Source organism: Pseudomonas sp. NPDC089395, from assembly GCF_044749525.1.
Classification (GTDB): Bacteria; Pseudomonadota; Gammaproteobacteria; order Pseudomonadales; family Pseudomonadaceae; genus Aquipseudomonas.
Window position 1 is genome coordinate 124,893 of the sequence record NZ_JBIVID010000003.1, and the last position, 13,007, is coordinate 137,899.

General features: G+C 65.7%; 13 protein-coding genes. 3 read left to right on the top strand and 10 right to left on the bottom strand.

The genetic code is table 11. The features are described 5' to 3' along the window. Positions 1–42 precede the first annotated feature (42 nt). From ACIPZG_RS09000 to ACIPZG_RS09015, 4 genes are all read right to left on the bottom strand, one after another. Positions 43–747: a sel1 repeat family protein gene (locus ACIPZG_RS09000; protein WP_400712470.1), complete on the bottom strand. Its 705-nt coding sequence runs from the start codon at positions 745–747 to the stop codon at positions 43–45. 88 nt (positions 748–835) lie between these two features. Further along, positions 836–1,930: a hypothetical protein gene (locus ACIPZG_RS09005; RefSeq protein WP_400712473.1), complete on the bottom strand. Its 1,095-nt coding sequence runs from the start codon at positions 1,928–1,930 to the stop codon at positions 836–838. 27 nt (positions 1,931–1,957) lie between these two features. Then, positions 1,958–2,584 (bottom strand): LysE family translocator, encoded by a 627-nt coding sequence (locus ACIPZG_RS09010; protein WP_400712476.1) that lies wholly within the window; start codon positions 2,582–2,584, stop codon positions 1,958–1,960. 2 nt (positions 2,585–2,586) lie between these two features. Beyond that, the gene (locus ACIPZG_RS09015; protein WP_400712479.1) at positions 2,587–3,369 is read right to left on the bottom strand and encodes a YqcI/YcgG family protein; all 783 of its coding nucleotides are present in this window, start codon (positions 3,367–3,369) and stop codon (positions 2,587–2,589) included. A 160-nt stretch (positions 3,370–3,529) separates the two neighbouring features. Between ACIPZG_RS09015 and ACIPZG_RS09020 the strand changes: the two genes are divergently transcribed. After that, positions 3,530–4,450 (top strand): LysR substrate-binding domain-containing protein, encoded by a 921-nt coding sequence (locus ACIPZG_RS09020; protein ID WP_008095869.1) that lies wholly within the window; start codon positions 3,530–3,532, stop codon positions 4,448–4,450. A 28-nt stretch (positions 4,451–4,478) separates the two neighbouring features. On the opposite strand, the gene ACIPZG_RS09025 is transcribed toward ACIPZG_RS09020, so the two are convergent. Next, positions 4,479–4,817: a hypothetical protein gene (locus ACIPZG_RS09025; RefSeq protein ID WP_008095875.1), complete on the bottom strand. Its 339-nt coding sequence runs from the start codon at positions 4,815–4,817 to the stop codon at positions 4,479–4,481. A gap of 203 nt (positions 4,818–5,020) precedes the next feature. On the opposite strand from ACIPZG_RS09025, the gene ACIPZG_RS09030 reads away from it, so the two are divergent. Then, positions 5,021–5,602, top strand: coding sequence for a flavin reductase family protein (locus ACIPZG_RS09030; protein WP_400712482.1), 582 nt, complete (start codon positions 5,021–5,023; stop codon positions 5,600–5,602). A 53-nt stretch (positions 5,603–5,655) separates the two neighbouring features. Here the strand turns inward: ACIPZG_RS09030 and ACIPZG_RS09035 are convergent, their stop codons facing one another. From ACIPZG_RS09035 to glcD, 5 genes are read right to left on the bottom strand one after another with little or no spacing between them, the layout of a single operon-like run. After that, positions 5,656–7,821 (bottom strand): malate synthase G, encoded by a 2,166-nt coding sequence (locus tag ACIPZG_RS09035; protein WP_400712485.1) that lies wholly within the window; start codon positions 7,819–7,821, stop codon positions 5,656–5,658. A gap of 47 nt (positions 7,822–7,868) precedes the next feature. Beyond that, positions 7,869–8,267, bottom strand: a complete 399-nt coding sequence (locus tag ACIPZG_RS09040; protein WP_400643084.1) for a heme-binding protein — start codon at positions 8,265–8,267, stop codon at positions 7,869–7,871. After that, positions 8,260–9,495 (bottom strand): glycolate oxidase subunit GlcF, encoded by a 1,236-nt coding sequence (glcF, locus tag ACIPZG_RS09045; protein WP_400712488.1) that lies wholly within the window; start codon positions 9,493–9,495, stop codon positions 8,260–8,262. Before glcF ends, ACIPZG_RS09040 begins: the two co-directional genes overlap by 8 nt. Before the next feature lie 9 nt (positions 9,496–9,504). After that, positions 9,505–10,557, bottom strand: coding sequence for a glycolate oxidase subunit GlcE (gene glcE / locus ACIPZG_RS09050; RefSeq protein WP_400712491.1), 1,053 nt, complete (start codon positions 10,555–10,557; stop codon positions 9,505–9,507). Then, entirely contained in the window at positions 10,557–12,056 is a 1,500-nt protein-coding gene (gene glcD, locus ACIPZG_RS09055) for a glycolate oxidase subunit GlcD (protein WP_400712494.1), read from the bottom strand. Before glcD ends, glcE begins: the two co-directional genes overlap by 1 nt. A gap of 179 nt (positions 12,057–12,235) precedes the next feature. On the opposite strand from glcD, the gene glcC reads away from it, so the two are divergent. Continuing rightward, on the top strand, positions 12,236–13,000 hold the full coding sequence (gene glcC, locus ACIPZG_RS09060; protein ID WP_400712497.1) for a transcriptional regulator GlcC: 765 nt from the start codon (positions 12,236–12,238) through the stop codon (positions 12,998–13,000). Positions 13,001–13,007 lie beyond the last annotated feature (7 nt).

A 13,007-nucleotide genomic window follows, 5' to 3' on the forward strand; every position in this document is an offset into this window, starting at 1 on the left:
TTTGACGCCGAACCTTGGCGCGTCGCGGCTAGCACCGAACGATCAGCGATGGCTGGTCAAACGCTGCTGGGCCGCCACGCATCCGTTGATCTCCACGGCCTTCTGCAGCAGCGTCTGGCGGTGCTGCGGGTCGAGATCGCCCAGCAGCCGGTACACCTCGGCCTGGTAATCACGCTGCCGGCCCCACTGCATTTCCAGCCCCTGCGGCTGGCTGCGGCTGCACGCCAGGCGGGTAGCCGGCTGCGGATAATACGCGGCATACAGTGTCGCCATGCTCGGTATCGCTTCCAGTGCCTCACGGTAGGCATGGCTGGCGTTATACGGTGGGCACCAGGTGGCGATCGCCGTCGCCGGCGGGGCGAACCCCTGCTTCAGGCTTGCTTCCAGCAGCGGGCAGGCGGCATCGGGGATCTGCGCCGCAGGCAGATAGGTCGTGTAGTACAACGCCAGGCGATACTGAGCCACCGGATGGCCAAGTTCCACCGACTTTTTCAGCAGTGCCACCGCCGTTGGCAGGGTGCGGGCCAGGGCCTGGCCCTGGCGGTTGAGCTCGGGGTCGCCGCCAATCGCAGTGCGGATGGGGATGTCGCTGTCGTCCTGGTTGTCGGCCTTTTCCAGCAGCGGCAGGGCCTGGCGATAGAGCAGGTCGGCATGCGGGTCGATGCGGACATCGAGCGCGCGCGCTGCCTGCGGCGCTAGTGTGATGAGCAGCGCAGCCAGGTACGGAAGGACGGCATGGTGTTTCATGAGGAATGCAAATGCGCCTCGGGCGTATCGGAACGACGCGGTATTCTAGCCAAGCCAGCAGCTAGACCGAAAGGCCGGCGTGCATTTGTCAGACGAGCTTGATCGGCGTGACCTTGCGCTGGGCGTGCTTTTCCTGGGCCAGACCAAGCTTGGCGGTGATCACCTTGGCCAAGGCATTGTTGCCCAGGTCGTTCAGGTGCAGGCGATCGATGAAGAGGTCGGCGCCGAATACCGGAGAGCTGCTGAGCATGCTGTTCATGTCGTAGCAAGGCACCGGATCGGCCTGGCTCTTGATGCGCCGGAAGAAATCCATGTGCAGCTGGCTGTCGAAGGTGCCTTGCAGCAGGCGGTCGAAGTTGCTCGGGTGCCGTTCCAGCGCCGTCAGCATCGCCTGTTCGCTGGCCGGCAGGGTCTCGCGGCACCAGGGCAGCAGCGGTTGCAGGATGAAGGTGAGGGTGGCGTGGCTGTCGGCCAGCATCCGGTCCCATTGGCGCAGGGTGCGGCCTACCGTATCGGCGGCTCGTGTCAGGCGCTTTTCCGGGGCGCAGAGCAGCCAGTCCGGCAGAGGCTCCGGGCGAGGGGGGAGGAGCGCCTGCCCCAGGCGTCGCAACAGGGACGACGGCCGGGTTGGGCCGACAGGCGGCATGCCTTCGTTGAAGCTGCCAAGGTAGGCCTGGTGGGCCTTGGCGTGGTGCGGGTCGTGCGGGCCGGCCAACACTTCGCCCAGGGCTTCATGGGCCAAGGTATTGAGCCCGCTGAGCACCACCACATGGCCAACCTCGCCCAGGCGGTGCTGATGGGTGAGGAACAGCAGCAGTTCCTGGCTGGCATTGAGCCCGCAGCCCGCCAGGCTCAGCCACACCTCCCCGGTCAGCATCGACAGGTGCGAAGCCACGGTGTGCTCGTCGGTGCTGGCACCGATGCCCATGGCGGTAGAACCACCCACCAGCAGGTTGATGCGCGCTGCGCTTCCGCGTTCGGCTGCCGAGTAGCGTTTGCCGGCGCAATGGCTGTAGCGCAGCCCGAGGGCGTCGGTGTTGATGGTGCCGGAGCGGTAGCCGCTTTCGTGAACATGCAGGTTATGGGGCGCGCGGCGGCTGCCCAGTTGCAGGAAGCGCTGGTAGTCCTGCTGCAGCAATGCGCGCAGGCCTTGGCCGTAGGCGGCGGTGTCGAGTGTCGTCATCAGCGCTTCCTTGGTTCTGGCGTGGCCTCAGCCCGCCAGCTCCTTGAGGTTGTAGGCCAGGCCGCCGACGGCGATCAGCAGCAGGGCAACGCCGGAGGCCAGGGAAATGAAGCGATTGCTGCGCGGCGAGGCGAGCTTGCCGATGGCGAAGATGTACAGGCTGAGCACGGCGAAATCGATGAACACCCACAGCAGCGACAGCACCACCATGCTCTTGCCGAACGACTCGGTGATCTGGATGAACTGCGGGAAGAAGGCGATGAAGAAGATGATGTCCTTCGGGTTGGAAATCCCCACCATGAAGCCTTGCCAGAGGCCGCCGCGGCCGGCTTTCGGCGCTTGCTCGACGGCTTCGCTGGCCGGTGCCTGCAGGCACTCGCGCAAGGTGCCCACGGCGATGTAGCCGATGAACAGGCACCCCAGCAAGCTCATGCCGCTGAGCCAGGCCTTGTCGATGGCCGCGCTGGTCAGAATGATCCAGGCCGCGGCGCCGATCAGCACCAGCGACGCCCAGTTGGTGCCGACGGCGGTGAACATGGCCTTTCGCGAGCCGGATGCCGCAGCAGTGTTGACGATCAGGGCCACCACAGGACCAGGCGTGGCGATCAGCAGCAGGACAGTCAGTGCGTACGTAGCAGTCAGTGCGGTATTCACGGTCAGTTCTCGGTCAATGTGTCGGGTGTCGCGTGGATGTGGGCATGGAAGGGGCAGCGCGACGGGTTGAGCGAGCCTGCTTCCTGCAGTTGGTATTGTTTCCATTCGTAGTTGTCGTCCTGGCCAAAGAAGCCCAGGCTGTCTGGCATGACGCCATCGTTGTAGTGGCGTACACGGTCGCGAATGCGCGCGCGGATGCGCTGGCCGCTCTCGGTACTGGCGTTGGCCACTTCGTCGAAGTTTTCCCGCGGGTTGATGACGAAGGTGATGTGCTTGCCCAGGTTACGGCTCTTCATCTGCTGGTGGCCGGGGAAATTCATGTTGATGAACAGCGGCATACCGGCGTAGCAGAACGACCAGCCGGTGTCGTCCGGGTCGGTGGGGATCGAAGAAGGCCAGGGGTGCGGATCACGCGCATGGACGCCGCGCAGGACTTTCCAGGCCAGCGCCTGTTGCTCGGCGAGGGTGCAGTCGGCGGCGGTTTCGAGAAACACCACCAGGGGGCTGCCGATGCGTTGCTTGACCGGCACCGGTGCGATGTCGCGCACGTAGTCGGCCAGGCCCTGGGCGATGTCATCGGCCAATTGTTCAGCGCGGGCGAAGAGGATATGGCACGTGGCGCCATTTACCGCCTTGCGCCCGAACAGGCATGGAAATTCGGGGTTGGCGAGCACGTCGCGAAAGTGTTGTAGTGTCTGGTATGTCCAGTGGCGCGTGTTCCGCACAGGTTCAGCGGTCAGCTCTAGCGCATCCAGGCGATAGCAATTTCCATAACCCGTAAACATGTTTTCCCCAGGCGTTTAATGAACGGAAAGTTCGAGTGATATGCAGGCAGGTTATTGGCTTATCTTTGTTATTTACCTGCATTTTCTGAGACGCACTTAACGTTGTAAAACGCGTGGAACTATGACCTACTATTAGTCTTACTCATGCTTCGGGGGCTTCATGTCGGAACGGATCCAGGCTTTGCATGCACTGCGTGCCTTCGAGGTTGCCTCGCGTTATGGGTCGTTTACCCGCGCAGCCGAAGAGCTGGCGCTGACCCAGGGCGCCGTCAGCCATCACATCAAGACCTTGGAATCCATGTTCGGCTGCGACCTGTTCGAACGCCGTGGCCCCAAGCTGAGCCTGACCGAGCACGGGCGCCTGCTGGCCCAGGAGCTCAAGGTCGGTTTCAAGATCATTGAGAACGCCTGTGCGCTGTTGCGCCAGGATCGCTACGGCTTGCGCCTCAAAGCGCCCTCGACCCTTACCGTGCGCTGGCTGCTCAGGGCGCTGGATGCTTTCAAGAAGGCCGACGACGCGTGCAGCGTGCAGCTGTCGAGCGTGTGGATGGACATCGACACGGTGGATTTCTATTCCGAGCCCTATGACTGCGCCATCCTCCTGGCCAACGGGCGCTTTCCCGCCGATGTCGAGAGCTTCAAGCTGTTCGACGAATGGCTGATTCCGGTCTGCCACCCCGACTACATGGAGCGGGCCCAACCCGAGCTGGCTGACCTGCGTCAGTGCGAAATCCTGCACCCGTCCCCGGACCGCCGCGACTGGCGCCGTTGGCTGGCGCGCATGGATGCGTTGGAGATCAACATCGACCAGGGCCAGGTGTTCGATACCCTCGACCAGGGCATCTCGGCGGCCCAGCAAGGCCTTGGGATTTCGGTGGTCGACCTGGTGCTGGCCACCGCCGACCTCGGCGCCGGGCGCCTGGTCACGCCGTTCAAGCATGCCGTTGCCACCGGCGATGGTTATTACATGACCTGGCTCAAATCCAGCCCCAAGGCGCGGCAGATGCACAAGTTGCGCGACTTCCTGCTCGGCCAGGTGCCAGCGCTGGCCTACAAGGACATCGATTACCTGTACGGCTGAACGCGCCCGGGAAGCTAAGCCGCACCGCTCACAGGCGTGCGGTGCTCACGGTGATGTAGCCTTTGTCGAGCAGGGCAATGCGGATAGTCGTTTCATCGACGCACGCCTTGCGCTTCTGCTTGATGCACACCCCCTCGATTGCCGCCGCCCGCATCTGCTGCGCGACGGCGCGGCCACAGACATCGAAGAACGCTTCGCTGGCCAGCAGCTCGATACGCTCGACCAGCTGCCGCGTGCGCTCATCGGTCGCGCAGAAAAACAACACACCCGAGAAGTGTGGGTCATCGTCGGGGTTACTGACGTCATGGGCCATCAATTCACGCAGGGTCTTGCGCAGTTCGGCGGTGGTGCTGAGGTGCGAATGCATGCGGAGCCTCCTCTGGGTCGAGCGCTGGTGCCGGGCTGAGGCCGGTACCGTCCAGGGGCTGATGTTGTTTTCAGTGGGTGACGACGACAAGTAAGACGATTCTGAGCTTAGCGTAGGAATTTTCTGATGACGCTGAAAGGATGCTTCAGCCCTGTCGATGCGGCACAATTGCGCGCCTACACGCACGCCGACCGAGGACACCGATGAACAGCCATTTTCAAGCCGTCGACCTGAAAAAGGCCTACCGCCTGCTCAACCACGGCCCGACCGTGCTGGTGTCGGCCAGCCATGAGGGCGTGGACAACGTCATGGCCGCGGCCTGGGCCTGTGCGCTGGACTTCGACCCGCCCAAGGTCACCGTGGTGCTGGACAAGAGCGCGCGCACCCGGCAACTGGTCGAAGGCAGTGGCTGGTTCGTGATCCAGGTGCCCACGGCTGCCCAGGCGCAGCTGACCCATCAGGTCGGTACCCGCAGCCTGTTCGACCAGCCCGACAAGCTGGCCCGCATCGGCGTCGAGCTGGCGCGGGTAGGGGGGCATGCGGCGCCGCTGGTCGAAGGCTGCTCGGCCTGGTTGATGTGCCGGGTGATCGATGAGCCGCACAACCAGAACACTTATGACCTGTTCATTGGCGAGGTGGTGGCAGCCTGGGCGGATGACCGGGTGTTCAAGGACGGGCACTGGGCCTATGAGCATGCCGACCCGCAGTGGCGCAGCTTGCACTATGTGGCGGGTGGGCATTTTTATGCGATTGGCGAGGCGGTGGTGGTCGACTCGCAGGGTTGAATTTACCGGCCCAATCGCCGGCAAGCCGGCGATTGGGCCGCGCAGCGCCCCCTTCAACCCCCAACCTCCCGCTTGAAGCGCAACCGCCAGCCATGCAGCAACGGCTCGGTATACCCACTGGGCTGCTCAAGCCCCTCGAACACCAGCGCCTGCGCCGCACGATAAGCATGTGACCCGGCAAAGTTGCCTGCCATCGGCCGGTAGGCGGTATCGCCGGCATTCTGCTGATCGACCACGTTAGCCATCCGCTGCAGCGTCGCCTCTACCTGCTCGGCCCCCACCACACCATGGTGCAGCCAGTTGGCGATGTGCTGGGCCGAGATGCGCAGGGTCGCGCGGTCTTCCATCAGGCCGACGTCATGAATGTCGGGCACTTTGGAGCAGCCGACCCCTTGTTCCACCCAGCGCACCACGTAGCCAAGGATGCCCTGGCAGTTGTTGTCCAGTTCGGCCTGGATGTCCTGGGCGCTCCAGGGTCGGTCCGGGCTGACCGGAATGCTCAGCAGGCCGTGCAGCAACGGTTCGCGCTCGGCGGCCAGGTCGGCGTTTCCCAGCGCCTGCTGGACCGCGGCCACATCGACCTGGTGATAGTGCAACGCATGCAGGGTCGCCGCCGTGGGCGAGGGCACCCAGGCGGTGTTGGCGCCGGCCTTGGGCTGGGCGATTTTCTGTTCCAGCATGGCCGCCATCAGGTCGGGCATGGCCCACATGCCTTTGCCGATCTGCGCCTTGCCGCGCAGGCCGCAGGCCAGGCCCACCACCACGTTGTTGCGCTCGTACGCCTGGATCCAGGCACTGTGTTTCATGTCGCCCTTGCGCAGCATGGCACCGGCTTGCATGGCCGTGTGCATCTCGTCACCGGTGCGGTCGAGAAAGCCTGTGTTTATGAACACTACCCGCGCCGCCGCGCTGGCGATGCAGGCCTGAAGATTGACACTGGTGCGCCGCTCTTCGTCCATGATGCCCATTTTCAGGGTATGCCGAGGCAGGCCCAGGAGGTCTTCGACGCGGCTGAACAACTGGTCGGCGAAGGCGACCTCGTCCGGCCCGTGCATCTTCGGCTTGACGATGTACAGGCTGCCCTCGCGGGAGTTGCCGCGGCGCTTGAGGTCGTGCATACCGATCAGGCTGGTGACCACAGCGTCGAGGATGCCTTCGGGAATCTCGTGGCCGTCGCCATCATGGATCGCCGGGTTGGTCATCAGGTGGCCGACGTTGCGGATGAACAACAGCGAACGGCCCGGCAAGGTCAACGGCTGGCCATTCGTGCCCTGGTACTGGCGATCTTCGGCCAATGACCGGGTGAAGGCCTTGCCGCCCTTGCTGACCTGCTCGCTCAAGTCGCCTTTCATCAAGCCCAGCCAGTTGCGGTAGACATTGACCTTGTCTTCGGCATCCACCGCGGCTACCGAGTCTTCGCAGTCGATGATGGTGGTCAGCGCAGCCTCCATGAGGATGTCCTTGACCCCGGCCAGGTCGGCCTGGCCGATGGCGCTGCTGGCGTCGATCTGGATTTCGAAATGCAGGCGATGGTGTTGCAGCAGGATGGCGCTGGGCGAGGCCCGCTCGCCCTGGTAACCCTGCAATTGCCTCGCGTCTTCAAGCCCGACCTGACGGCCATCCTTGAGGGTCACGCGCAGCGCCCCTTGCTCGATGGCATAGGCAGTGGCATCGGCATGGGAGGCACCTGCGAGCGGCGCGGCCTGGTCGAGGAAACGTCGGCCGTAGGCGATCACCTTGGCCCCACGGGCGGGGTTGTAGCCTTGGCCGCGTGCGGCGCCGTCGCTGTCGGCGATGGCATCGGTGCCGTACAGCGCGTCGTACAGCGAACCCCAGCGGGCGTTGGCCGCGTTGAGCGCATAGCGGGCATTGCTCAGCGGCACCACCAGCTGCGGGCCGGCTTGCTCGGCGATCTCGCGGTCGACGTTGCGGGTGCTGATCCGTACCGGGGCGGGGGTATCGACCAGGTAGCCGATGCTGCGCAAGAAGGCCTGGTAGGCCGCCATGTCGGCGATCGGGCCAGGGTGCTGGCGGTGCCAGCGGTCCAGTTCGGCCTGCAGGCGGTCGCGTTCGGCCAGCAGTTGGCGATTGCGCGGGGCAAGGTCGTGGACCAGGCTGCTGAAGCCTTGCCAGAAGCTGGCGGCGTCGAGGGCAGTGCCGGGCAGCACTTCATCTTCGATGAAGCGCTGCAGGAGGGGGGCGACCTGAAGTCGTTTCATGGTTGTCTCGCTGTTCACGTTCATTTCAAAAGGGCTGGCAGTACCGATCACAACGCCGCGGCCCCGGCCTTGGCGACCTGGGCATCCTGTTCGGGCTTGACCCCGGACACGCCGATGGCGCCCACCACCTGGCCGTCGACCCGCAACGGCACGCCACCTTCCAGGCTGGTGAGCAAGGGCGCTGTGACGAACGCGATGCGTCCGCCATTGACCATCTGCTCGTAGTCACGCGTGTCCTTGCGCCCAAGGGCTGCGCTGCGGGCCTTTTCCAGGGCGATGTAGGCGCTGGCCGGTGCGCAGCCGTCCAGGCGCTCCAGGCCCAGCGGGTGGCCGCCGTCGTCGACGACGGCGATGGTCACGCTCCACTGTTGCGCCTCGGCCTCCTGGCGGGCGGCGGCGAGCAGGCGGGTCACTTCGGCCTGGCCGATCACGGACTTGCTATGCATGGCGGTTCTCCTGGTTCAGGGCTGCTTCGACGATTTCGATCCAGTGCCGCACCGGCGTCCGACCAGCGCCGTCCAGGTGGGTCTGGCAGCCGATGTTGGCGGTGGCGATGACCTGCGGTTTGCCACTTTCCAAGGCGTTCAGGCGGTTGTCGCGCAACTGCCTGGACAAGACCGGCTGGGTGAGCGAATAGGTGCCGGCAGAGCCGCAGCACAAATGCCCGTCCGGCACAGGGGTGAGGGTGAAGCCCAGGCGGGTCAGCAGGCTTTCCACCTGACCGCCGAGCTTGAGGGCGTGTTGCAGGGTGCAGGGGCAGTGGAAGGCCAGGCGTTGTTCGGCGCACAGGCCCAGTTGCTCGACCGGCTCGTCACGCAGCACTTCCACCAGGTCGCGTGACAGTGCGCTGACGCGTGCCGCCTTGGCGGCGTAGTGCGGGTCCTTTTCCAACAGGTGGCCATACTCCCGGACGAAGGCGCCGCAGCCGCTGGCGGTCTGCACGATGGCCTCGGCACCGGCCTCGACAGCCGGCCACCAGGCATCGATGTTGCGTCGGGCGCGCTGCAGGCCTTGTTCCTGGGCGTTGAGGTGGTAGTCCACTGCACCACAGCAGCCAGCCTCGGGCGCAGGCTCGACGCTGATGCCCAGCCGGTCCAGCAGGCGCGCCGCGGCAGCATTGGTATTGGGCGACAGGGCCGGTTGCACGCAGCCTTCGAGCAGCAGTATCCGGCGGGCATGGCGCGGTGCCGGGCGTTCGCCGGCCGGGGCCACCTGGGCTGGCAGCTTGTTCTTCAGGGCGGCCGGCAGCACCGGGCGCAGGGCCTGGCCGGTGCGGGTCAGGGCCTTGAACAGGGCCGGGCGAGGTACCACCGCGCGCAGGCCCTGGCGCAGCAGGCGCTGGCCGAGTGGGCGCGGTACTTGCTGCTCGACCACGGCGCGGCCGATGTCCAGCAGGTCATGGTATTTCACCCCTGACGGGCAGGTGGTTTCGCAGTTACGGCAGGTCAGGCAGCGGTCCAGGTGCAGTTGCGTACTGGCGCTGACCGGCTCGCCTTCGAGCACCTGCTTGATCAGGTAGATGCGCCCGCGTGGCCCGTCCAGCTCATCGCCGAGCAACTGGTAGGTGGGGCAGGTGGCGGTGCAGAAGCCACAGTGCACGCAGGTGCGCAGGATGCTTTCGGCCTCTTCGCCGCGGGCCAGGCGCTTGGCGCTTTCGCTCAGGTTGGTTTGCATGGCGTGGCCTCACAGGTCTGGGTACAGACGGCCAGGGTTGAACAGGCCCTGGGGGTCGAGTTGCTGCTTGAGGGCGCGGTGGTAACGCATCAGCGCGGCCGGCAGCGGTGCACTGCTGTCGTCGCCGAGGGCGTAGCCGGTGACATGGCCGCCGACCTTGGCCACCTGTTCACGGATCTGCTGCGCCGGCGCGCTCGATTTGAGCCAGCGCTGCGCGCCGCCCCAATCGATCAACTGCTGTCCAGGCAGGTCCAGCTCGGCCGTGGCGGTGGGCAGCGACAGGCGCCACAGCGGGGCCGGTGCGTCGAAAAACGCCAGGCGCTGTTCGCGCAGATCGCTCCAGAAACGGCTGTCGAGTACCTCGCCGCCCAGGCGTTGGCGGGCCGATTGCACCGAGCCTTCGCCGCCTTCCAGGCGCAGGTAGAGGGCTTCGCCGTCATGGCAGGCGGCGCTGATCGGCAACGGCTGCTGGCCCCACTCGGCCAGCTCGGCCAAGGCCTGGTGGCGGTCCAGCGCCAGACGCAGGCTCAGGCATTGGCGCGGGCGCGGCAGCACTTTCAGCGACACCTCGGTCAGCAAGCCTAGGCAACCGAAGCTGCCGGCCATCAGCCGCGACACGTCGTAGCCGGCGACATTCTTCATCACCTCGCCACCAAAGCGCAGCAGCTTGCCGTGGCCGGTGATGACCCGCGTGCCCAGCACGTAGTCGCGCACCGACCCGGCCCAGGGCCGGCGTGGCCCGGACAGCCCGGCCGCGACCATGCCGCCGAGGGTCGCCTCGGGGCCCAGGTGCGGTGGTTCGCAGGGCAGCATCTGCCCAGCTTCGTGCAGCGCCGCCTCGATCTCCAGCAAGGGTGTGCCGGCGCGCGCGGTGAGCACCAGCTCGGTGGGGTCGTAGCTGACGATGCCGCGGTGGTTGCGGGTATCGACGATCTCCCCGGCCACCGGGCGGCCAAGCATGGCTTTGCTGTTGCCGCCCTGGATGCGCAGCGCGGTGCCCAGGTTCAAGGCCTGGTTGACCTGCTCCAGCAGGTCCTGGCTCATATCGCGGTCCAGGCTCATCAGAAGCGCTCCAGGTCAGGGAAGGGCAGTTGGCCGTGGTGCACGTGCAGGGCGCCGAACTCGGCGCAGCGGTGCAGGGTGGGGATGTTCTTGCCGGGGTTGAGCAATCCCTGCGGGTCGAAGGCCGCCTTCACGGCATGGAACAGGGTGATTTCGTCGCTGTTGAACTGGGCACACATCTGGTTGATCTTCTCCCGCCCCACACCGTGCTCGCCGGTGATGCTGCCGCCCACCGCCACGCACAGTTCGAGGATGCGCCCGCCGATGGCTTCGGCGCGCGCCAGCTCGCCGGGCAGGTTGGCATCGAACAGGATCAGCGGGTGCATGTTGCCGTCGCCGGCGTGGAACACATTGGCCACGCGCAGGCCGTATTCCGTGGACAGTTCGCTGATGCCCTTGAGCACCCGTGGCAGCTCGCGGCGGGGGATGGTGCCGTCCATGCAGTAGTAGTCCGGCGAAATCCGCCCTACCGCCGGGAAGGCGTTCTTGCGCCCGGCCCAGAAGCGCACGCGCTCGGCCTCGTCACGGGCCAGACGCACCTCGCGGGCGCCGGCCTCGCGCAGCACCGCCTCCACCCGCTCGCAGTCGTCCTGCACATCGGCCTCGACGCCATCGAGCTCGCACAGCAGGATCGCCGCGGCGTCCACCGGGTAGCCGGCGTGGATGAAGTCTTCGGCGGCGCGAATCGCCAGGTTGTCCATCATCTCCAGGCCGCCGGGAATGATGCCGGCAGCGATGATCTCGGCCACCGCCCGGCCGGCGTCCTCGACGCTGTTGAAACTGGCCAGCAGCACTCGGGCGACTTGTGGCTTGGGCAGCAGTTTCACGGTGACTTCGGTGACGATGCCGAGCATCCCCTCGGAGCCGGTGAACAGCGCCAGCAGGTCGAAACCTGGGCTGTCGAGGGCATCGCTGCCCAAGGTCAGGCGTTCGCCTTCGACGGTGAGGATCTCGACCTTGAGCAGGTTGTGCACGGTCAGGCCGTACTTCAGGCAATGCACGCCGCCGGCATTCTCGGCGACGTTGCCACCAATGGAGCAGGCGATCTGCGAGGAGGGGTCGGGTGCGTAGTACAAGCCGTAGGGCGCGGCTGCCTGGGAGATCGCCAGGTTGCGCACGCCTGGCTGTACGCGGGCGAAACGGCCCTGTGGATTCACCTCGAGAATGCGGTTGAAGCGCGCCATCACCAGCAGAATGCCCTTGGCCAGGGGCAGTGCACCGCCGGACAGACCGGTGCCAGCGCCGCGGGCCACCACCGGCACACCCCGCTGGTGGCAGAGCTTGAGCAAGGTCTGCACTTGCTCCAGCCGCTCGGGCAGCACCACCAGCAGCGGCACCGTGCGGTAGGCCGAGAGGCCGTCGCACTCATAAGGCTTGAGGTCTTCTGCGCGGTGCAGCACCTCAAGGTCGGGCAGGGCATCATGCAGCGCCTGCAGCAAACCTGGCAGGTCTACGGCGGGCAACACACCATCGACGCGTTCGTCGTACAGAATGTTCATGGGCTCACTCGGTTGTTTTTGTTGTTTGCCTCAGGTCAGCGTGCGCCGCAGCGGCCTTCAGGTCGAGCACGCTGGAAACTGGTCCTACCAGTTTTTCGCCACGGCACTGTTCATTGCCGGCTTTGACCGGCTAGATTGGACACCAGAACAGCAGTGGTCCTACCAGTTGGAGGAAGTCCATGGGTGCAGAAGGCAAGGCCAAGGTCGCCGATCAGGTAGCCGAGCGGGTCGAGCGGCTGATCGTCGAAGGCGTGCTCAAGGTGGGCCAGGCCTTGCCCTCGGAGCGGCGCCTGGTGGAAAAGCTTGGCTGTTCGCGTTCGGCGCTGCGCGAGGGCCTGCGCATCCTGCGGGGGCGCGGCATCATCGACACCGAGCAAGGGCGTGGCTCGTTCGTCGCGGACCTGACCGGTCAACCGGGCATCACGCCACTGATGCATTTGTTCAGCTCGCAGCCGCGCACGCTGTTCGACCTGCTCGAAGTGCGCGCACTGCTTGAAGCCGAATCGGCACGCCTGGCGGCGTTGCGCGCCACCGACGTCGACCGCCTGCTGATCCGCCGCCGCTATGAAGACATGCTCGCTGCACATACCGCGGGCGAAACCCTTGCCCCCCGGGAACATGCCCGGCGTGACCACGCCTTCCACCGAGCCATCAGTGAGGCTTCGCACAACCCGGTGTTGGTGCATACCCTGCAGTCGCTCAGCGACCTGACCTTGAGCACGGTGTTCGCCTCGGTGAACAACCTGTACTGCCGGCCGGCGCAGAAGCGCCAGATCGACCGCCAGCATGCGCGGTTGTATCACGCGGTGATGGAGCAGCTGCCAGAGCAGGCCCAGCGCGCGGCGCGCGAGCATATCAATGGGATTCGTGACAGCTTGCGCGAGATCGAGCAGGAAGAGCAGCGGTTGGTGCGGGCGACGATGCGCATGGATGGCTGGGGGTGAGGTTTGC

Excerpts from the sequence above, each read along its gene's own strand:
- ACIPZG_RS09000 (WP_400712470.1), bottom strand. The coding sequence starts at position 747 with ATGAAACACCATGCCGTCCTTCCGTACCTGGCTGCGCTGCTCATCACA.
- ACIPZG_RS09005 (WP_400712473.1), bottom strand. The coding sequence starts at position 1,930 with ATGACGACACTCGACACCGCCGCCTACGGCCAAGGCCTGCGCGCATTG.
- ACIPZG_RS09015 (WP_400712479.1), bottom strand. The coding sequence starts at position 3,369 with ATGTTTACGGGTTATGGAAATTGCTATCGCCTGGATGCGCTAGAGCTG.
- ACIPZG_RS09020 (WP_008095869.1), top strand. The coding sequence starts at position 3,530 with ATGTCGGAACGGATCCAGGCTTTGCATGCACTGCGTGCCTTCGAGGTT.
- ACIPZG_RS09025 (WP_008095875.1), bottom strand. The coding sequence starts at position 4,817 with ATGCATTCGCACCTCAGCACCACCGCCGAACTGCGCAAGACCCTGCGT.
- ACIPZG_RS09030 (WP_400712482.1), top strand. The coding sequence starts at position 5,021 with ATGAACAGCCATTTTCAAGCCGTCGACCTGAAAAAGGCCTACCGCCTG.
- ACIPZG_RS09035 (WP_400712485.1), bottom strand. The coding sequence starts at position 7,821 with ATGAAACGACTTCAGGTCGCCCCCCTCCTGCAGCGCTTCATCGAAGAT.
- ACIPZG_RS09040 (WP_400643084.1), bottom strand. The coding sequence starts at position 8,267 with ATGCATAGCAAGTCCGTGATCGGCCAGGCCGAAGTGACCCGCCTGCTC.
- glcF (WP_400712488.1), bottom strand. The coding sequence starts at position 9,495 with ATGCAAACCAACCTGAGCGAAAGCGCCAAGCGCCTGGCCCGCGGCGAA.
- glcE (WP_400712491.1), bottom strand. The coding sequence starts at position 10,557 with ATGAGCCTGGACCGCGATATGAGCCAGGACCTGCTGGAGCAGGTCAAC.
- glcD (WP_400712494.1), bottom strand. The coding sequence starts at position 12,056 with ATGAACATTCTGTACGACGAACGCGTCGATGGTGTGTTGCCCGCCGTA.
- glcC (WP_400712497.1), top strand. The coding sequence starts at position 12,236 with ATGGGTGCAGAAGGCAAGGCCAAGGTCGCCGATCAGGTAGCCGAGCGG.